Source organism: Microbacterium sp. NPDC058345 (genome assembly GCF_042723855.1).
In the GTDB taxonomy this organism is placed as follows: domain Bacteria; phylum Actinomycetota; class Actinomycetes; order Actinomycetales; family Microbacteriaceae; genus Microbacterium.
Window position 1 is genome coordinate 801,902 of record NZ_JBHXIG010000002.1, and the last position, 18,781, is coordinate 820,682.

Here is an 18,781-nt window from a genome sequence, read left to right on the forward strand (position 1 = left end):
GCTCCCGCGCGCGTCGATCTCGTCGATCTCGCCGATTTAGTCGAGCTGCCCGAGCAGCCAGCCGGCCGACTCGGCATTCGCGCCGGCGTGCTGCACGCGCTCGCGCAGTTCGCGATCACTGGTGACCACCGTCACGGCGCGTCCGTTCGCGATCAGGCGCTCAGCCGCCGCCACGATCGCGTCGTCGCCGTGCCCCGTCGCCCGCACGAGATCGATCGCGCCGCGTCGCGCGGCAGCATCCGATCCGCTGTCCGCCTGCGCCTCCGACCGGTCGCCCAGGTGGGCGGCATCCGGCACCGCTCGCGCTTCGCCCTCCACGACCATCGATACCGGCGGGTACCAGCGGTCGGCGTCGAGACCGAGTCGCGCAGCCGCGACGCCGCCCGACGCCCATGCCGACAGGCGCCGTCCCAACCTTCCGGCCGCGCCGGCGCGGTCCTTCCACCAGCCGTCGGGCACCGATCCGACCACGTTCGCGGCGTCGACGACGATCGCCGGTCGCACGCCCAGCAGGTCGCGCAGCATCGGCCAGGCCGCGGCGAAGCCGGGGTGCAGCGGACGCTCGCCGACCTCGTCGACGGCCACCCATTCCAGCGCCAGGCTCTCGGGGTCGCTGATCACCGGCTCGAACGGCCGCACGACGTCGGCCACGACGGTGGTGTACGACCAGATGCCGAGGTCGAGCACGCTCGAGAACCGCGCCCGCACGGCGCCGTCCGGAATGCCGGCCTCCTCCTGCGCTTCGCGGAGCGCGCCGTCCAGCGCGAGCTCGCCCTCGTGCAGCGCCCCACCGGGCAGCCCCCAGGTGCCGCCGAAGTGACTCCACCCGACCCGATGCTGCAGCAGCACCCCGCGCTGCGAGTCCACGGCCAGCAGCCCCGCGGCGCCGTAGCGACCCCAGTACTTCTCCCCCGTCGGCGCGACCACCCAGGCATCGCCGCTGTCACGCGGGCCCTGCGGGCGGCGCGGCTCACCGGGCGAGGGAGGGATGATCGTCACCCGTCCAGCCTTTCACAGCCACGCCGCCGCGGCATGCAGGGTGCGCGCGGGCAGGGGTCGGCCCACCAGCCGCTCGGCCGCGGCATGCGACGTATACCGCGCGGGTAGGGTCAGCGCACCGGCAGCTCCGCCGCGGCCTGCAGGCGGGCCGCAGCCAGCTCCTCGGCCGCCTGCAGCGGCGTGACGCCGCGCGACTCTGCGTCATCGAGGATGCGGCGCACCGTGTCGCCGATCCCCGAGACCCGCGCCATGATCTCCGCGCTCGTGCCGATCTGCTTGGCTTCCCGATCGAGGTAGATCACGCCGCCGGCGTTCACCACGAAGTCCGGCGCATAGAGGATGCCACGGGCGTCGAGGCGGTCAGCCCCCGAGTGATCGGCCAGCGGGTTGTTCGCCGGGCCGCAGACCGCCTTCACGTCGAGAGCGTCGATCACCTCGTCGGTGAGCACTCCGCCGATGCCCGCCGGCACGAACACGTCGCCGGCGACCAGGTGTTCCGATCCCGGTTCGACCCAGGTCGCCCCGAGGTCTTCGGCGAGCGCGCGCCGAGCGGGGTTGATGTCCGTCACGGTCAGCGTCGCGCCCTGCTCGGCCAGCCGCGACGCGAGTCTGCCGCCGACCTGGCCGAGGCCCGAGATCGTGATGCGACGACCCGCGGCATCCGCCGATCCGGTGACCTTCTCGAGCACCGCCTGCAGCGACGCGTACACGCCGAGGCTGGTCGGCCCGGCCGGCTCACCGGAACCGCCCACCGCCGACGGCAGCCCGACCACGTGCTGCGTGCGCTCACTGACGGTCAGCATGTCGTCGGTCGTCGACCCCACGTCCTCCGCGGTGCGGTAGAGGCCGTCCATCAGCTGCACGGCATCGCCGAGGTCGAGGAATGCGGCGCGCCGCCGATCCGCGTCGAGCGTCTCGCCCGGGGCGAGGCCGATGACCGACTTGCCGCCACCGGCGTCCAGGCCGGCTGCAGCGTTCTTCAGCGTCATCGCCGCCGACAGTCGCAGCGCATCGCCGAGGGCGTCGCTCCAATGCGGATACGTCCACAGCCGTGCGCCGCCGAGCGCGGATCCGAGCACGGAGGAGTGCAGCGCCACGGCGATGAACAGTCCGCTCCTGCGCCCGGTGACCACCTCCACGCGCTCGTGGCGGAAATCGGGCAGGGGCAGGGTGTGCGTCATCGCGGTCTCCTTCGGCGGGCCTTGTGGGCCGTGCGCTGCGGACGCCGCGGTGTTGCGGCATCCGCCCCCATTATCCCGCCGGATCACGCACGGGGCTAGCGCTGTCGCCGCTCCCTGACGCGCATGTTGATCACGATCGGCGTGCCCTCGAACTCGTACAGCTCGCGCAGGCGGCGCTGAATGTACCGGCGGTAGCCGGGGTCGAGGAAGCCGGTCGTGAACAGCACGAATGTGGGCGGACGCGTCGACGCCTGCGTGCCGAACAGCACACGCGGCTGCTTGCCGCCGCGCAGCGGATGCGGGTGCGCGGCGACGAGCTCGGTGAGGAACGCGTTGAACTTGCCGGTCGGGATGCGGCGATCCCAGTTCTCCAGCGCCATCTCCAGCGCGGGCACGAGCTTGTCGAGGTGCCGACCCGTCTTCGCCGAGATGTTCACGCGCGGGGCCCATGCGACGTGCGCGAGGTCCTGCTCGATCTCGCGCTCCAGGTAGCGGCGCCGGTCGATGTTCTCCATGTCGTCGTCGAAGAGACGATCCCACTTGTTGAACGCGAGCACCAGCGCACGGCCCGACTCGAGCACCATGTCGATGATGTTCAGGTCCTGCACGCTGATCGGCTGGCTCACGTCGAGCACCACGACGGCGACCTCGGCCTTCTCGAGCGCTGCCGAGGTGCGCAGCGACGCGTAGAAGTCGGCGCCCTGCTGCAGGTGCACGCGGCGGCGGATGCCGGCGGTGTCGACCAGGCGCCACATCTTGCCGCCGAGCTCGACGATCTCGTCCACCGGATCGCGCGTGGTGCCGGCGAGGTCGTTCACGACCACGCGCTCCTCACCCGCCGCCTTGTTCAGCAGCGAGGACTTGCCCACGTTGGGACGTCCGAGGATCGCGACGCGGCGCGGACCGCCGATCTCGGCCTTCGCCACCGCCGACACGTCGGGCAGCTTCGCCATCACGATGTCGAGCAGGTCGGCGACGCCACGACCGTGGATCGCCGAGACCGGATACGGCTCGCCCAGCCCCAGGTTCCACAGGGCCGCGGCCTCGGGCTCCTGCCGCGCGTCGTCGATCTTGTTCGCCACGAGGAAGACCGGCTTGCCGCTCTTGCGCAGCAGCTTCACGACGTGCTCGTCGGTCGACGTGGCGCCGACCTTCGCATCGACGACGAACAGCACCACATCGGACAGGTCGATCGCGACCTCGGCCTGAGCGGCGACCGAACGGTCGATGCCCTTGGCGTCGGGCTCCCAGCCGCCGGTGTCGACCAGCGAGAACCGCCGGTCCATCCACTCGGCCTTGTACGTCACGCGGTCGCGGGTCACCCCGGGGGTGTCCTCGACGACGGCCTCACGGCGACCGAGGATGCGGTTGACCAGCGCCGACTTGCCCACGTTGGGGCGACCGACGATCGCGACCACGGGCAGCGCCGGCAGGTACTCGATGCCGTCCTCGCCGAGGGCGACGCCCTCCAGCAGGTCGGCGTCCTCCTCGTCCAGCTCGTAGTCCGAGAGCGAGGCCCGCAGCGCATGTGCGCGCTGCTCGGCCAGCTCCTCGTCGAGGTCGGCCATCTTCTCGGCCAGCTGGTCGGCGGCGCCTTCGTATTCGTCGTCAGCCATGGGAAGCTCCTCTTTCCGCGCTGCCGTCTGCAGCGCTGCGCCGCCGTTCGATCACCGTGAGCACGGCGTCGACGGTCTGCGCGAAGTCCAAGTCGGTGGAGTCGACGACGTCGACCCCAGGGGCGGCGTTGAGGAAGTCGACCACGCCGCTGTCGGAGGCGTCGCGCTTGTGCAGCGCCTCGGCGACGGCGGCGGCGTTCTCACCCGCCAGTTCACCGGCACGGCGCGCGGCGCGCACCTCCGGGGCGGCGGTCAGCAGGATGCGCACCGGCGCATCCGGTGCGACCACCGTGGTGATGTCACGGCCCTCGACGACGACGGCCGGGTATTCGGCCTCATCGACGATGCGACGGAACATCTCGTTCACCTGCACGCGCACCTCCGGCACGCGGGCCACGCCGCTCACCGCCGCCGAGACCCGCGGCTCGCGGATCGCGTCGGTCACCTCGACGTCGCCGACGCGCACCCGGCGGTCGTCCGGGTCGAGTCCCTGGTGCAGCGGGAAGCCGGATGCCGCAGCGCGCACGGCATCGGCATCCGCCGTGTCCGCGCCGGTCTCGAGCACGTGCCAGGCGAGCGCCCGGTAGGCGGCGCCCGTGTCGAGGTAGCCGTAGCCGAACCTGCGGGCGATCTCCTTGGAGACGCTCGACTTGCCCGAACCCGCGGGTCCGTCGATCGCGATGAACTTGGTGGCCTGCCGCGCCGAGCCGGAAGAGATGTCAGTCATTCGTGTTCCCCGCAATCCGCCAGCCGCGTTCCTCGAGCCCTTCGATCGCGCCACGCAGCGTGGCCGGTGCCACGCTGATCTCGGCGAGACCGAACTGGGCGCCCGGAGAGTGCTCCAGGCGCAGATCCTCCACGTTCACACCCAGTTCGCCGAGTTCGCCGAACAGGCGACCCAGCTGACCGGGGGTGTCGTCGACCATGACGACGAGCTGCTCGAAGCGCCGGTTCTGACCATGCTTGCCCGGCAGGCGCTCTACGCCTTCGTTGCCCTGGCGGATTGCATCCGCCACGGCCCGGCGCGCACCCGGTGCATCCGGATCGCGCAGCGCCTCCGCGACGTCGCGCAGGTCGTCGGCGAGGGCGTCGAGCACTTCGACCACCGGCGCCGCGTTCGCACCGAGGATCTGCACCCACAGCTCGGGAGCCGACGCCGCGATGCGCGTCGTGTCACGCACCCCCTGGCCCGCCAGGCGCAGCGCACCCTCGTCGGCCTCCGCGAGACGGGCGGCGAGCAGGCTGGCGACCACCTGCGGCACATGCGAGGTCAGCGCGACCGAGCGGTCATGCTCCTCGGGGGTCATCTCGAGCGGCATCGCTCCCAGGTCGAGGGCGAGCGCCTCGACGAGGGCGAGGTCGGACGCCCGGGTCTGCCCGTCGCGGCAGACCACCCAGGGGCGGCCGATGAACAGGTCGGCGCGTGCCGAGATGGCGCCACCGCGCTCCCGACCCGCCAGCGGATGCGATCCGATGTAGCGGGTCAGATCGGTGCCGCGACGGGTGAGCTCGCGGAAGGGCTCCAGCTTCACGCTGGCGACATCGGTGACGACCGCATCCGGGAAGGCTGTCAGCTCGGCCTGGATGACGTCGGCCGTCACATCCGGCGGCACCGCGACCACGATCAGCGCGGGCGAGTCGTCCTTCCGCGCGGCGCGGCCGGCGCCGTAGTCGATCGCCAGCCTGAGCTGCGAGGGCGAGGCGTCCTCGAGCACCACGTCCACGCCCTTGGCGCGCAGGGCGTGGCCGATGCTCGCGCCGAGCAGGCCGGCCCCGACGACGCGCACGGTCCCGGAGACGCGCGATGCCGGGCCCGGGACGCGCGCCGCGACGCCGGGTGCCGGCACGGCATCCGTGCGCGGGAGGGAAGCGCTCACTCGGTCTCCTGCTTGTCGTCCTTGCCCGCGTTCGCAGGGGAATCCTGGCGCGCGAGAGTCAGCAGCGCACCACGTTCGATTTTAGTCAGCTCCCGCGTCTTCCCCGCCGGGAGCGTTCCCAGGTGCAGCGGGCCGAACTGCCGGCGCACCAGCTCGGTGACCGGATGCCCCACGGCGGCCATCATGCGGCGGACGATCCGGTTGCGGCCCGAGTGCAGGGTGAGCTCGACCAGGCTGGCGCCGCGCGACGCATCCAGCAGCCGCGCCTTGTCGGCCGTGATCGGGCCGTCCTCCAGCTCGATCCCGCGCGTGAGCTTCGCGATCGTCTGCGCGGTGACGGTGCCTTCGACCTTCGCGATGTACACCTTCGTCACGCCGAACGAGGGATGCGCGAGCACGTGCGCCAGGTCGCCGTCGTTGGTGAGGATGAGCAGGCCGCTGGTCTCGGCATCCAGCCGGCCGACGTTGTACAGCCGCTCCGGCCAGTCCTTCGTGAAGCGGCGCAGGTCGGGCCGGCCGTTCTCGTCCTTCATCGTGCTGACCACGCCGGTCGGCTTGTTCAGCATGACGTAGCGCTTCGAGACATCCAGCTGCACGGCGGTGCCGTCGACATCGACGAGATCCTTCTCGGGGTCGATGCGGGTACCGAGTTCGGTCACCGTTTCGCCGTTCACGCGGATGCGGCCCTCGACGACGTACTGCTCGATCACGCGCCGCGAGGCCACGCCGGCGTTGGCGAGGGCCTTCTGCAGGCGCACGCCCTCGGGCTGGTCGGGGGCGCCGGTCATCGGATCACTCCCTCGTCGAATCCGTCGGCACCGTCGTCGAGCAGCGGCGAGATCGGCGGCAGCTCGTCGATGGAGTTGATGCCCAGGTGCTCGAGCAGCTGATCGGTCGTGCCGTAGTTGATCGCACCGGTCTCCGAGTCGGCGAACAGCTCGGTGATGAGGCCGCGGGCCAGCAGTGTGCGGACCACCGAATCCACGTTCACCGCACGGATCGAGGCGACTTGCCCGCGGGTGACCGGCTGCTTGTACGCGATCACCGCCAGCGTCTCGAGCGCCGCCTGCGAGAGCCGTGCGGGCGCCTGACCCCCGACGAACTCGGCGATCAGGTCGTCGTGATCCTCGCGCACGTACAGCCGCCAGCCTCCGCCGACCTCACGCAGCTCGAATCCGCGACGCGGTCCGCTGCCTCGCCCGTCGTAGTCCGCGACGAGAGTCTCGAGCGTCTGGCGCACGGCGGGCACCGGCGCGTGCACGGCGGCCGCGAGCGCGACGAGCGAGAGGGGCTCGTCGACGATCAGCAGGATCGCCTCCACCCTCTCGGCCAGCGGAGTCTCGAGCGACTCCTCCGCCCCGGTCTGCGCGACCTGGTCGGCCTGCTCGGTACCGGCATCCGGTGTCATGATCTCTCCCTCAGCGGTCATAGTCTGCTCCGAGCGTCGCCAGCTGCTCGTCCGACCAGCTCTCCGCCGACCACCGCAGCGTCAGCTCACCCAGCGGTTCGAGCTGCTCGAACGACAGGGCGGCGTGGCGGTACAGCTCGAGCACGGAGATGAACCGGGCGACCACGATGCCCGGCTCGCGGATTCCGGACACGAGCTCGCGGAAGGTGAGCGACTCGGTGCTGCGCAGCAGCGTCACGACCACCGCGGCCTGCTCGCGGATGCTGACCAGCGGCGCGTGCAGGTGGTCGAGGCCGACCGTCGGAATCTCCTTCGGCGCGAAGGCGAGCAGCGCGAGCGCGGTGAAGTCGTCTGTGCTCAGCGACCAGACCAGCTCCGGCGTCTTGCGGCGGTGCTTCTCGTCCAGCGGCACCGCCCTGGTGTGCCGACGGTCCTCGCGCTGCAGGCAGCGCGCGAACCACGCCGAGACCTCTTTGAACGCGCGGTACTGCAGCAGCCGGGCGAACAGCAGGTCGCGCGCCTCGAGCAGGGCGACGGCCTCGGCGTCGACCAGCTCGCCCTGCGGCAGCAGCCCGGCGACCTTCATGTCGAGCAGCGTGGCGGCGACGACGAGGAACTCCGATGCCTGATCGAGCTCGTGCTCGCCCTCGAGGTCCTTCAGGTACGAGATGAACTCGTCGGTCACCTTGCTCAGCGACACCTCGGTGATGTCGAGCTCGTGCTTCGAGACGAGGTTCAGCAGCAGGTCGAAGGGCCCGTCGAAGTTCGACAGCGAGACGCGGAAGCCCTCGCTCGCCTCGACGGCGTCGGCGGCCTCGGCGACGACCTCGACGCCCGCGGCCTCCTCCTCGAGGCTCTCAGGCGACGGCGCCACGTGCGACCAGCTCCCGCGCCAGTCGCAGGTAGGCCTGGGCGGCTGCGTGCTCCGGCGCGAACTCGGTGATGGGAACGCCCGACACCGACGCATCCGGGAACTTCACGGTGCGCCCGATGACGGTCTCGAGCACGTCGTCGCCGAAAGCCTCGACGACGCGCTCCAGCACCTCGCGGGAGTGCAGGGTGCGCGGGTCGTACATGGTGGCGAGCAGTCCGTCGAGGGTGATGGACGGGTTCAGCCTGTCGCGCACCTTGTCGATGGTCTCGATCAGCAGCGCCACACCGCGCAGGGCGAAGAACTCGCACTCGAGCGGGATGAGCACGCCGTGCGCGGCGGTGAGCGCGTTCACCGTCAACAGGCCGAGTGAGGGCTGGCAGTCGATGAGGATGACGTCGTACTCCCCGGCGACCTGACGCAGCACGCGCGAGAGGATCGTCTCGCGGGCGACCTCGTTGACGAGATGCACCTCGGCCGCCGAGAGATCGATGTTGGCCGGCATGACGTCGAGGCCGTCCACCGACGACTGCACGATCGCGTCGTGCGCGTCGCGCTTCGTGTCGAGCAGCAGGTCGTAGACCGTGGGCACGTCGTGGGTCTGGATGCCGAGACCGGCGGACAGCGCGCCCTGCGGGTCGAAGTCGACCGCCAGCACCTTGCGACCGTACTCGGCGAGCGCCGCGGCGAGGTTGATCGACGTGGTCGTCTTGCCGACGCCGCCCTTCTGGTTGCACAGCGCGATGATGCGGGCGGGTCCATGCGACGTCAGCGCGGCGGGTGTGTCGAAACCGCGGTAGGGGCGACCGGTCGGGCCGATAGGGGTGTCGTCGCCCTTCGCCGCCTTCGACCTGGACTTCGTCGCTTTGTCCGCCACCGTTTCCTGCCTTCCGTGCTTGGTCGATTGTAGCGGCAGGGCCGTCGCGGTCAGGCCCGGCGCGCGGCGTGCGCGGTCATCGTGCCCGCGGATGCGAGGTGGCATAGATGTCACGCAGCGTGTCGACCGAGACGTGCGTGTAGATCTGGGTGGTGGCGACCGACGCGTGACCGAGGAGCTCCTGCACCACGCGGACGTCGGCGCCGCCCTGCAGCAGGTGCGTGGCGAAGGAATGGCGCAGCGTGTGCGGGGAGACCTCGGAGGTGATCTGGGCGCGTTCGGCAGCGGCGCGGATCACCAGCCAGGCGCTCTGCCGCGACAGCGGGGCGCCTCGTGCCCCGAGGAACAGCCGCGCAGTCGCCCGCCCCTTGGCCGCGAGCCCCGGGCGCACCCGGGTGAGGTACGCATCGACCGCCGCGCGCGCGAACGAGCCGACCGGCACGATGCGCTCCTTGTCGCCCTTGCCGCGCAGGCGCAGCACGTCGCCGTACGCCAGGTCGTCGACGTCGAGCGACACGGCCTCCGACACGCGCGCTCCGGTGGCGTAGAGCAGTTCGAGCAGGGCGCGATCGCGGATGCCGATGGGCTCGTCGCCCGGCGGCGCGGCCAGCAGTCGCTCGACCTGGTCGATCGTCAGCGCCTTGGGCAGCCGCTGCGGCGTCTTCGGCGGACGCATCCGGCCGGTGGGGTCGTCCGGAGCGATGCCCTCGCGCGCCAGGAAGCGATGCCATCCGCGCACCGAGGACTGCAGCCGGGCGAGGCTCGTGGCGGCGGGCGGCGGCACGGCGGCCGATCGATCGGCGATGAACTCGGTCACCACTGCGGGAGTCACCGCCTCGGTCATCTCGAGGCCGCGCTCCGCCAGCCACTCGAGGTACGCGCCGAGGTCCCGCCGGTACGCGGCGATCGTGTGCTCCGACAGGCCGCGCTCGATCGTCACATGGCGCAGATACGCGTCCAGTGCCCGCTCGAGCCGCACCTCACCCTCCGTCCGTCGCGGGCGTCACGCCCTGTCGTGCCGCAGACGCTCGGCCGCCAATAGGCCGATCGACAGGATGCCGTTGTGCATCCGTCCTGCGAGCACCGCCTCCACGGCATCCACCAGCGGCACCCACTCGACGCGGATGTCGGCCTCCTCGTCGACGCGGGCGTGCTCGGCCTCGGCGGCGGAGATCCCCGTCGCGAGGAACAGATGGATCATCTCGTCGTTGCCGCCGGGAGTGGTCCACGACGACACCAGCGGCTGCCAGTGGTCGGCCGTGAGATCGGCCTCTTCGGCGAGCTCGCGCTGGGCGGCGAGAAGAGGGTCCTCCCCCGGCACGTCGAGCAGGCCGGCGGGCAGCTCCCAGTCCCGGTGCCGGATCGGATGCCGGTACTGCTGGATCAGCAGCACCCGGCCGAGGTCGTCGATGGCGACGACCGCCACGGCCCCGGTGTGCGCCACGTACTGGCGGCGGATCTCGCCGTCGCCGTAGCGCACCCGGTCGTCGCGGACGTTCCACACCGCACCCTCGAACGCGAGGTCGCTGCGGATGATCTCGGGTTCGAAGGGCTCGTCTTCCAGCGGCGCGTCAGCGGCGGGCGCAGTGGACATGCGGATCAGGCGTCTTCGGTGAACAGTTCGCTGGCGTGGTGCCGCTCGATCGCCGCGCCGACCAGTCCGCGGAACAGCGGATGCGGGGCGGTCGGCCTCGAGCGCAGCTCGGGGTGCGCCTGGGTGGCGATGTAGAACGGGTGCACGTCGCGGGGCAGTTCCACGTACTCGACGAGGTCGAGGTCGGGGTTCAGGCCCGAGAAGACCAGCCCGGCCTCCGAGAGACGGGTGCGGTAGGCGTTGTTGACCTCGTAGCGGTGGCGGTGGCGCTCGGACACGGCCTCCGCGCCGTACAGGTCACGCGCGAGCGACCCCTCCGCGAGCGCCGCCTCGTAGAGGCCGAGGCGCATCGTGCCGCCCAGGTCTCCCCCCTCGAGGATCTCGATCTGCTCCGCCATGGTCGCGATGACCGGCTCCGGGGTCTCGGGGTCGAACTCGGTCGACGACGCAGCCTCGATGCCGGCGACGTCACGAGCGAACTCGATGACCATGCACTGCAGGCCGAGGCACAGGCCGAGGGCCGGGATGCCCTGTTCGCGGGCGAAGCGCAGCGCGCCGAGCTTGCCCTCGATGCCGCGGATGCCGAAACCGCCCGGCACGCAGATGCCGTCGACGTCGGCGAGGGCCTTCTCGGCGCCCTCCGGCGTCTCGCAGGTGTCGGAGGCGATCCAGCGGATGTTGACCTTGGTCTCCTGCGCGAAGCCTCCGGCCTTGAGTGCCTCCGTCACCGACAGGTACGCGTCGGGCAGGTCGATGTACTTGCCCACCAGGCCGATGGTGACCTCGTGCTTGGGGTTGTGCACGGCGTGCAGCACCGTGTTCCAGCGGGTCCAGTCGACCTCGGCCGCCTTCTGGTCGAGTCCGAGGCGGCGCACGATGTACGAATCCAGCCCCTGCTCGTTGAGCGTGGAGGGGATGTCGTAGATGCTCGGCAGGTCGACGGTGTTGACGACGCCCTCGGCGTCCACGTCGCACATCAGGGCGATCTTGTTGCGGTTGCTCTCGCTCACCGGGCGGTCGCTGCGCAGCACCAGCGCGTCGGGCTGGATGCCGACCTGGCGCAGCGCCGCGACGGAGTGCTGGGTGGGCTTGGTCTTCTGCTCTCCCGACGCGCCCATGAACGGCACCAGGGACACGTGCGCGAAGAACACGCTGTCGCGTCCGAGTTCGTGACGCAGCTGGCGGGCCGCCTCGAGGAACGGCTGCGATTCGATGTCGCCGACCGTGCCGCCGACCTCGGTGATGATCACGTCGGGACGCGGCTCCTCGGTGGCCTGCAGGCGCATGCGCCGCTTGATCTCGTCGGTGATGTGCGGGATCACCTGCACCGTGGCGCCGAGGTAGTCGCCGCGCCGTTCGCGTGCGATCACCTGCGAGTAGACCTGCCCGGTGGTGACGTTGGCGGAGCGGGTGAGGTCGATGCCGAGGAAGCGCTCGTAGTGGCCGATGTCGAGGTCGGTCTCGGCGCCGTCGTCGGTGACGAAGACCTCGCCGTGCTCGAACGGGTTCATGGTGCCCGGATCCACGTTCAGGTAGGGATCGAGCTTCTGCATCACGACGCGCAGACCCCGTGCGGTGAGCAGGTTGCCGAGACTGGCGGCGGTGAGTCCCTTGCCCAAAGAGGAAACGACACCGCCTGTCACGAAGATGTGCTTCGTCGTGGACTGGGTGTCGTTCGCGTGCCCCGCGCTGGAAGAGTTCATCACGGGCTTCTATCCTATCAGTTCGGTTCCGAGCCGAGGCTCAGCAGTTCGCGGGCGTGGCTGAGAGCCGCGTCCGAATCCGCCAGGCCCGACAGCAGCCGGGCCATCTCCGCTTCGCGCTGCGCGCCGGACAGCCGGGTGACGCTGGAGGCGGTGACGGCGCCGTCGTTGGCCTTCACGACGGAGAGGTGGTTGGTGGCGAACGCGGCCACCTGCGCGAGGTGGGTGACGGCGATCACCTGCGAGGAGCGGGCGAGCTGCGCCAGCCGGCGGCCCACCTCGATCGCGGCGGCGCCGCCGATGCCGGCATCCACCTCATCGAAGACGAAGGTGGGCACGGGGTCGGTTCCGGCGATGACGACCTCGATCGCGAGCATCACCCGCGACAGCTCTCCACCGGATGCTCCACGCGCGACCGGCCGCGGCTCTGCACCGGGATGCGGGGCGAGCAGGATGGCGATGTCGTCGCGGCCGTGCGCGGTCTCCGCACCGGGGGCGACGCGCACTTCGATCCGGGCGTCGGGCATCGCGAGGGCGTGCAGCTCCTCGGTGACCGCGGCCGAGAGGCGTTCGGCCGCCTCGGTGCGCACCGCGGTGAGCCGGGTGGCCGCCTCGTCGAGCTGCGCTCGGCAGCGCTCCGCCTCGGCCTGCAGGCGCTCGATGCGGTCGCCGTCGTCGTCCAGCTCGGCGAGCCGTGCGCTGCCGCTCTGCCAGAGGGCGAGGGCGTCGTCGATGGTGCCGTGCTTGCGCAGCAGCCCGCTGAGCGCGGCCCTGCGCTCCTCGACCGCTGCCAGCTCGTGCGGGCCGGACTCGTCGAGATCGGCCAGATAGGCGGACAGCTGCAGGGCGAAGTCCGCGGCGCGGTAGCCGAGGTCGGCCAGGGCCTCGGCGATCTCGCCCAGCTGCGGGTCCACGGCGCGCTCCAGGGCCCGTCGGGACTCGGCCAGCAGTGAGGCGACGTCCGGCTCGCCCTCCTCGCTGGACAGCGCTGTGCGGGCGAGGGATGCCGCCAGGCGCAGCTCCTCCGCGTTGGCGAGCTTCTCGGCACGCTCGTTCAGCGCCGCATCCTCGCCGGGCTGCGGATCGAGCTGCTCGATCTCGGCCAGCTCCTCGCGCAGCAGGGCGGCTTCCGCGGCCCGCCGGTCGCGGTTCTCGGTCAGGTCGGTGACCTCGGCATCGAGCCGACGCCATTCGCGATGGCGCTCCTCGTAGAGGGCGAGCGCCTCGGCGACCGATCCCCCGCCGAAGCGGTCGAGGGCGTCGCGCTGGGCGGCAGCCGAGCGCAGTCGCAGCTGATCGGACTGACCGTGCACGACGACGAGCTCCTCCGCGAGCGAGGAGAGCACGCCGGCCGGGGCGGCGCGGCCTCCGACGCTCGCGCGGCTGCGCCCCTCGGCGCTCAGCGTGCGCGAGACGTAGAGCTCTGCGGCGTCACCCGCGGGTTCGAGGTCGCCCCCGGCATCCGCGACGATGTCGGCGACGGCGCCCTGCGGCGGCACCAGCCACACGCCGGCGACGGATGCCTGCGAGGCACCGGCGCGCACGGCCGAGGAGTCGGCGCGCGCGCCCAGCAGCAGACCGAGTCCGGTGACGACCATGGTCTTGCCCGCGCCGGTCTCGCCGGTGACCGCGGTGAAACCCGGGCCGAGCGGCAGCACAGCGTCGTCGATGACGCCGAGCCCGCGGATGCGCATCTCGTCGATCACGATGCTCCTCGCCATCCTTCGACGGGCAGCTGGAACTTGCGCACCAGGCGGTCGGTGAAGGCGGTCGGATGCAGTCGTGCCAGGCGCACCGGCTGCGTGGACCGCCGCACCACCACGCGCGCGCCGCGCGGCAGCTCGTGCGAGCGCCGGCCGTCGCACCACAGGATGCCGGTGCCGTCGGTGCGCTCGAGCATCTCGATCGCCACCGCGGCCTCGGGACCGACGACGAGGGGCTTGGCGAACAGCGCGTGCGCCGACAGGGGCACGACGGCGATGGCCTCGACCGAGGGCCAGATGACCGGCCCGCCGGCCGAGAAGTTGTAGGCGGTGGAGCCGGTCGGCGTCGAGATGACCATGCCGTCGCATCCGAAGCTCGACAGCGGGCGGCCGTCGATCTCGACGACGACCTCGATCATCCGCTCGCGGCTGGCCTTCTCGACCGTCGCCTCGTTCAGCGCCCAGGTCTCGTACACGACGGCGCCGGCGGCGTCCTTGACCCGCACCGACAGCGCGAGGCGCTCCTCGACCTCGTAGTCGCGGGCGATGACGCGGTGCACGGCGGCATCCATGTCGTCGCGTTCGATCTCGGCGAGGAACCCGACGTGACCCATGTTGATGCCGAGCACCGGTGCATCGGAGCCGCGCACCATCTCCGCGGCGCGCAGGATGGTGCCGTCGCCGCCGAGCACGATCGCCAGTTCGAGGTCGTGCGTCGCGACGTCGTCGCCCAGCAGTGCGATGCCGTGGAAGCGGTCGTCGGCCTCGACCAGCTCCGCACGGTCCGCTCCCGGGATCACCGGGATCGCTCCCGCGCCACGCAGGGCGTCGATGACGCGGATCGCCGCGTGCACGGTGTCGGCGCGCTTCGCGTGAGCGACGACCAGGATGTAGCGCTCGTTCATCGTCCTCCTGCCACTCTCGCGATCTGCTCGGTCCATTCTGTCGGATCCGTCCCGCGCCCGGGCGCGAGGTGCACGAGGTACTCCGCGTTCCCGTGCGTGCCGAGGATGGGAGACGGCAGGATGCCGAGGATCCCGAATCCGACGTCGTGTGCGCTCCACAGCGTGCGCTCCACGGCGTCGACCCTGGTGCCGGGCGCGGTGACGAGCCCGCCCCTGACCGCGGTGCGGCCGACCTCGAACTGCGGCTTGATGAGCAGGATGACGTCGGCGCCGGGTGCTGCGGTCTTCGCCACGGCGGGCAGCACGAGGGTGAGCGAGATGAACGACAGGTCGCTGGTGATCAGCTCGGGGCGGCCGGGTTCGCCGGTGGCCTCGGCCAGCGACGCGGCGGTCATGTAGCGCACGTTGAAGCCCTCCACGGCGACCACGCCCGGGTCCGCGGCGATGTCGCCGGACAGTTGTCCGTGTCCCACGTCGACCGCCAGCACCGTGCGAGCGCCGCGTTCGCGGAGCACCTGCGTGAACCCGCCGGTGGAGGCCCCCATGTCCAGCGCGAGGCGGCCGGTGACGGGGATGCCGAAGCCGTCGAGTGCGGCGAGCAGCTTGTGGGCGCCGCGGCTGACGTAGTGGTCGGATCCGTCGACGGTAATCTCCGTGTCGTCTCCGACCGCGCTGGACGCCTTCACGACGGGCTGCCCGCCGACGCGGACCCGTCCTTCGGCGATGAGGGTCGCCGCGTGCGAGCGCGAGCGTGCGAGCCCGCGCGCGGCGAGGGCGGCATCGAGTCGGGTCATCGGTTCCCCGGCGCCGGGTCGCGGCTGTCGGAGCGCGGCGTGCTCTCGAGCCGCTTCATGAGCTCGTCGTGCAGGGCGCCGTACGCGTCGGCGCGCGAGGCGAGCGGCTGGCCCTCGATCAGGCGCAGTCGGCTCCAGAGCGCGTCGGTCGGCTCGTCTCGCGTGTGCTCCATCCGACCACTGTAACCCGGTCGACGTCCGCTCGACGGCCGACGCTCAGGGCCTGTGGAAAGGATCGGCGTAGAGCTTCTCCGGCACGCGGAAGGCGTAGATGGCGAGTCCGGTCGCCCAGATCGCCGCCGCGCCGGCACGCAGTAGGTCGATCTGCGATTCGCCTTCGGCGAGGATCTGCACGTCGGCGTCGACCACGCGCACCGAGGCCCCGCCGACGGTGAAGACGCCGCCCTTCTCGGTCGTCTGCGGGTACGGCTCGTGCAGTTCCCGCAGATCGCTGAGGATGTAGCCCGGTCGCGAGCCCTGCGGCGCGGCCAGCACGTGCTTGGGCCGGTCGATGCCGGTCAGCACGAGGGCGGAGGCGATGCCGGCGCGGGAGGCGCCCATGATGTCGGTGTCGAGCCGGTCTCCGAGGAAGAGCGGCGCGGTGGCGTCGAACCGCGCGACGGCCTCTTCGAAGATCGGCGTCTCGGGTTTGCCGGCGACGGTCGAGAGCCGGCCGATCGCGGTGTGCACCGCCGAGACGAGCGTGCCGTTGCCCGGCGCGACGCCTCGCTCTCGCGGGATGGTCCAGTCGGTGTTGGTCGAGATCCAGGGGATGCCGCCCTCGTCCTCAGGGGTCTGCAGGGCGAAGGCCGCCTCGGCGAGATCGGTCCACGCGACCTCGGGGGCGAATCCCTGTACGACGGCGGCCGGGGCATCCTCGGCACTCCGCGTGACCGTGTAGCCCGCCTTCTCCGCTTCGTCGACGAGGCCCTCGCCCCCGACGATGAGGATCGTCGCCGGCGCGGGGACCTTCGTCGACAGCAGTCGCATCGCCGCCTGCGGGCTGGTGACCACATCGTCCGCCCGTACGGACAGTCCGAGCTCGGTCAGATGCCGGGCCACCGACGCGTCGGTGCGGGCGGCGTTGTTGGTGATGTATCCGAGCCGCAGCGACTCCGCCGCCCTGTTGAGGCTGTCGACGGCATGGGGCAGAGCGACCGGGCCCGCGTACACGACGCCGTCGAGATCGGCGAGCAGCGCATCCCGACCGGTGAGCGGCGTCGCCGTCGGCTGCGCGCGGCGGAAGAGACCCATCAGGCGTCGTCCTCCGAGCTCGGTGCCGCGGCGTCCTCCGCTTCCTCGGCCGCGACGGCATCCGTCGCATCCTGGTCTACGGATGCGGAGTCCTCGTCGGTGGCGGTGTCCGCCGTGTCGTCCTGGTCGGGCTCCTCGTCGTCGAGTTCGTCGTCGTCGATGAGGCCGTCTTCGACGATGATCTCGTCGAACTCGCCGTCGAGGCCGAGAGCGGATGCCGCCACCTCGGCGCGCTGCGTCCAGAAGGCGGCCTCCTCGGTGCGGCCGAGATCTTCCAGCACGGCGGCGCGGGCCGAGAACAGCGCGGGACTCCACTCGAACGCGCGGTCGGGGTCGAGTTCGGGGATCTCGAGCTCGCCGAGCGCGAGCTCGGTCTCACCGCGATCGAGACGCGCGCCGGACATCGCGATCGCCAGGGCGACCCGCACGTCGGGGGTCAGCGCCGAGCGGTCGACACCGCGTCCTTCTTCGAGCGCGCGATCGGGGCGTCCAACGCCGCGCTCGCTGTCGACGATGAGCGCGATCATGTCGTCCTTGCCGGAGATGCGGCGGTACGTGCGCAGCTCGCGCAGCGCGAGTGCGAAATCGCCGATGCCGTAGGCGGTGATCGCGAGGGTCTCGCGCACCACGCCGACGCGCCCGGCACGACGGGAGGCCACGAGGGCGTGCTCGTGAGCGCGCTGCGGGTCCTCGTCGATCAAGCGCGCTGCCATCGCCAGGTGGCGTGCGACGTTCTCGGCGTTCTCCTTGCTCAGCGTCTTCAGCTCATTGCGCGCCGCCGGATGCAGATCGCGCGGGGTGATCTCGTCGGGCAGCGGCGGCTCCGGAACGCGCTCACGCACGGGTGCGAATTCGGAACGCGGCCGCTCGGGGCGGTCACCGCGATCGTCACGGTGCGGCCGGCGCTCGCCCTGCGGGCGGTCGCCACCGCGGTAGGGACGGTCACCCTGCGGGCGGTCGCCACCACGGTACGGACGATCACCGCCCTGCTGGCGGTCACCGTACGGACGACGGTCGCCCTGCGGGCGGTCGCCACCGCGGTACGGGCGGTCGCCCTGCGGGCGGTCGCCACCCCGGTACGGACGGTCGCCCTGCTGGCGGTCACCGTACGGACGACGGTCACCCTGCGGACGGTCGCCACCGCGGTACGGACGGTCGCCCTGCGGACGGTCACCACCCCGATACGGACGGTCACCGCCGCGGTAGGGACGGTCGCCCTGCTGGCGGTCACCATACGGACGACGCTCACCCTGCGGACGGTCACCACCACGATACGGACGGTCGCCCTGCTGGCGGTCACCATACGAACGACGCTCACCCTGCGGACGGTCCCCACCACGATAGGGACGATCGCCCTGCTGGCGGTCACCACCCCGATACGGGCGATCACCCTGCTGGCGGTCACCGTAGGGACGGCGCTCACCCTGCGGACGGTCACCACCACGATACGGACGGTCGCCCTGCTGGCGGTCACCGTAGGGACGGCGCTCACCCTGCGGACGGTCGCCACCGCGATACGGACGGTCACCGCGCGGACGATCGCCACCACGGTACGGGCGGTCGCCCTGCTGGCGGTCACCGTACGGACGACGCTCGCCCTGCGGACGGTCGCCGTAGGGACGGCGCTCACCCTGCGGGCGGTCGCCCTGCTGGCGGTCGCCCCGCGGGCGGTCACCGTCGGAGCGACGGTCGCCGCCCTGACGATCGGTACCGCGGTCACCGCGGTCGTCGCGCCTCGGACCGCGCGACGAATCGGAGTACCGAGGCTTGCGATCGGAGTCCGAACGTCGATTCTGCGCGCCGTCGCCGTCCCGGCGGTCCCGCTGCTCTTCCGACATTCTGACTCCCTGTTTGCTTGTTAACGCAAGATGGCCACCCAACCTTGGGTGGCCATCTTACTTAAGAGAAGTCCGGCGGTGTCCTACTCTCCCACAGGGTCCCCCCTGCAGTACCATCGGCGCTGTGAGGCTTAGCTTCCGGGTTCGGAATGTGACCGGGC

19 protein-coding genes and 1 rRNA gene are annotated in these 18,781 nt (G+C 71.5%); 1 reads left to right on the forward strand and 19 read right to left on the reverse strand.

All coding sequences use genetic code 11. The features are described from left to right. Positions 1–36: 36 nt before the first annotated feature. From ACFWH5_RS11590 to ACFWH5_RS11675, 18 genes are all read right to left on the reverse strand, one after another. Positions 37–999 carry an NUDIX domain-containing protein gene (locus tag ACFWH5_RS11590; RefSeq protein WP_378834762.1) on the reverse strand — a complete coding sequence of 321 codons (963 nt, stop codon included), beginning with the start codon at positions 997–999 and terminating at the stop codon, positions 37–39. Between the two features lie 110 nt (positions 1,000–1,109). Beyond that, a complete protein-coding gene (locus ACFWH5_RS11595) occupies positions 1,110–2,180 on the reverse strand; it encodes a Glu/Leu/Phe/Val dehydrogenase dimerization domain-containing protein (RefSeq protein WP_378834763.1) in 1,071 nt (356 codons plus the stop codon). A 95-nt stretch (positions 2,181–2,275) separates the two neighbouring features. Next, the gene (gene der, locus ACFWH5_RS11600) at positions 2,276–3,796 is read right to left on the reverse strand and encodes a ribosome biogenesis GTPase Der (RefSeq protein WP_378834765.1); all 1,521 of its coding nucleotides are present in this window, start codon (positions 3,794–3,796) and stop codon (positions 2,276–2,278) included. Continuing rightward, positions 3,789–4,523: a (d)CMP kinase gene (cmk, locus tag ACFWH5_RS11605; protein ID WP_378834766.1), complete on the reverse strand. Its 735-nt coding sequence runs from the start codon at positions 4,521–4,523 to the stop codon at positions 3,789–3,791. Before cmk ends, der begins: the two co-directional genes overlap by 8 nt. Continuing rightward, positions 4,516–5,643, reverse strand: coding sequence for a prephenate dehydrogenase (locus ACFWH5_RS11610; protein WP_378834824.1), 1,128 nt, complete (start codon positions 5,641–5,643; stop codon positions 4,516–4,518). The genes cmk and ACFWH5_RS11610 overlap by 8 nt, the downstream gene beginning before the upstream one ends. Positions 5,644–5,669: 26 nt before the next feature. Beyond that, the gene (locus ACFWH5_RS11615; RefSeq protein WP_378834767.1) at positions 5,670–6,461 is read right to left on the reverse strand and encodes a pseudouridine synthase; all 792 of its coding nucleotides are present in this window, start codon (positions 6,459–6,461) and stop codon (positions 5,670–5,672) included. Continuing rightward, a complete protein-coding gene (scpB, locus tag ACFWH5_RS11620) occupies positions 6,458–7,081 on the reverse strand; it encodes an SMC-Scp complex subunit ScpB (protein WP_378834826.1) in 624 nt (207 codons plus the stop codon). Before scpB ends, ACFWH5_RS11615 begins: the two co-directional genes overlap by 4 nt. A 10-nt stretch (positions 7,082–7,091) precedes the next feature. Beyond that, positions 7,092–7,955 carry a segregation and condensation protein A gene (locus tag ACFWH5_RS11625; RefSeq protein ID WP_378834769.1) on the reverse strand — a complete coding sequence of 288 codons (864 nt, stop codon included), beginning with the start codon at positions 7,953–7,955 and terminating at the stop codon, positions 7,092–7,094. Further along, positions 7,939–8,829 (reverse strand): ParA family protein, encoded by an 891-nt coding sequence (locus ACFWH5_RS11630; protein ID WP_378834770.1) that lies wholly within the window; start codon positions 8,827–8,829, stop codon positions 7,939–7,941. Before ACFWH5_RS11630 ends, ACFWH5_RS11625 begins: the two co-directional genes overlap by 17 nt. A gap of 76 nt (positions 8,830–8,905) precedes the next feature. After that, positions 8,906–9,808, reverse strand: a complete 903-nt coding sequence (gene xerD / locus ACFWH5_RS11635; RefSeq protein WP_378834771.1) for a site-specific tyrosine recombinase XerD — start codon at positions 9,806–9,808, stop codon at positions 8,906–8,908. 24 nt (positions 9,809–9,832) lie between these two features. Further along, the gene (locus ACFWH5_RS11640) at positions 9,833–10,423 is read right to left on the reverse strand and encodes an NUDIX domain-containing protein (RefSeq protein ID WP_378834772.1); all 591 of its coding nucleotides are present in this window, start codon (positions 10,421–10,423) and stop codon (positions 9,833–9,835) included. A gap of 5 nt (positions 10,424–10,428) precedes the next feature. Continuing rightward, positions 10,429–12,126: a CTP synthase gene (locus tag ACFWH5_RS11645; protein ID WP_378834773.1), complete on the reverse strand. Its 1,698-nt coding sequence runs from the start codon at positions 12,124–12,126 to the stop codon at positions 10,429–10,431. 17 nt (positions 12,127–12,143) lie between these two features. Continuing rightward, positions 12,144–13,832, reverse strand: coding sequence for a DNA repair protein RecN (gene recN / locus ACFWH5_RS11650; RefSeq protein WP_378834775.1), 1,689 nt, complete (start codon positions 13,830–13,832; stop codon positions 12,144–12,146). Further along, the gene (locus ACFWH5_RS11655) at positions 13,829–14,734 is read right to left on the reverse strand and encodes an NAD kinase (RefSeq protein WP_378834776.1); all 906 of its coding nucleotides are present in this window, start codon (positions 14,732–14,734) and stop codon (positions 13,829–13,831) included. Before ACFWH5_RS11655 ends, recN begins: the two co-directional genes overlap by 4 nt. After that, entirely contained in the window at positions 14,731–15,528 is a 798-nt protein-coding gene (locus tag ACFWH5_RS11660) for a TlyA family RNA methyltransferase (protein WP_378834778.1), read from the reverse strand. Before ACFWH5_RS11660 ends, ACFWH5_RS11655 begins: the two co-directional genes overlap by 4 nt. Beyond that, positions 15,525–15,701 carry a hypothetical protein gene (locus tag ACFWH5_RS11665; protein ID WP_378834779.1) on the reverse strand — a complete coding sequence of 59 codons (177 nt, stop codon included), beginning with the start codon at positions 15,699–15,701 and terminating at the stop codon, positions 15,525–15,527. The genes ACFWH5_RS11660 and ACFWH5_RS11665 overlap by 4 nt, the downstream gene beginning before the upstream one ends. Positions 15,702–15,744: 43 nt before the next feature. Beyond that, complete coding sequence (locus ACFWH5_RS11670) at positions 15,745–16,782, reverse strand: HAD-IIA family hydrolase (RefSeq protein WP_378834780.1); 1,038 nt, start codon at positions 16,780–16,782, stop codon at positions 15,745–15,747. Beyond that, positions 16,782–17,624, reverse strand: coding sequence for a hypothetical protein (locus ACFWH5_RS11675; protein ID WP_378834782.1), 843 nt, complete (start codon positions 17,622–17,624; stop codon positions 16,782–16,784). The genes ACFWH5_RS11670 and ACFWH5_RS11675 overlap by 1 nt, the downstream gene beginning before the upstream one ends. Before the next feature lie 51 nt (positions 17,625–17,675). Here ACFWH5_RS11675 and ACFWH5_RS11680 point away from each other — a divergent pair, with 51 nt between their 5' ends. Continuing rightward, positions 17,676–18,644 (forward strand): hypothetical protein, encoded by a 969-nt coding sequence (locus tag ACFWH5_RS11680; protein WP_378834783.1) that lies wholly within the window; start codon positions 17,676–17,678, stop codon positions 18,642–18,644. A gap of 46 nt (positions 18,645–18,690) precedes the next feature. Here the strand turns inward: ACFWH5_RS11680 and rrf are convergent. After that, positions 18,691–18,781, reverse strand: a 5S ribosomal RNA gene (rrf, locus tag ACFWH5_RS11685); the annotation flags it as partial.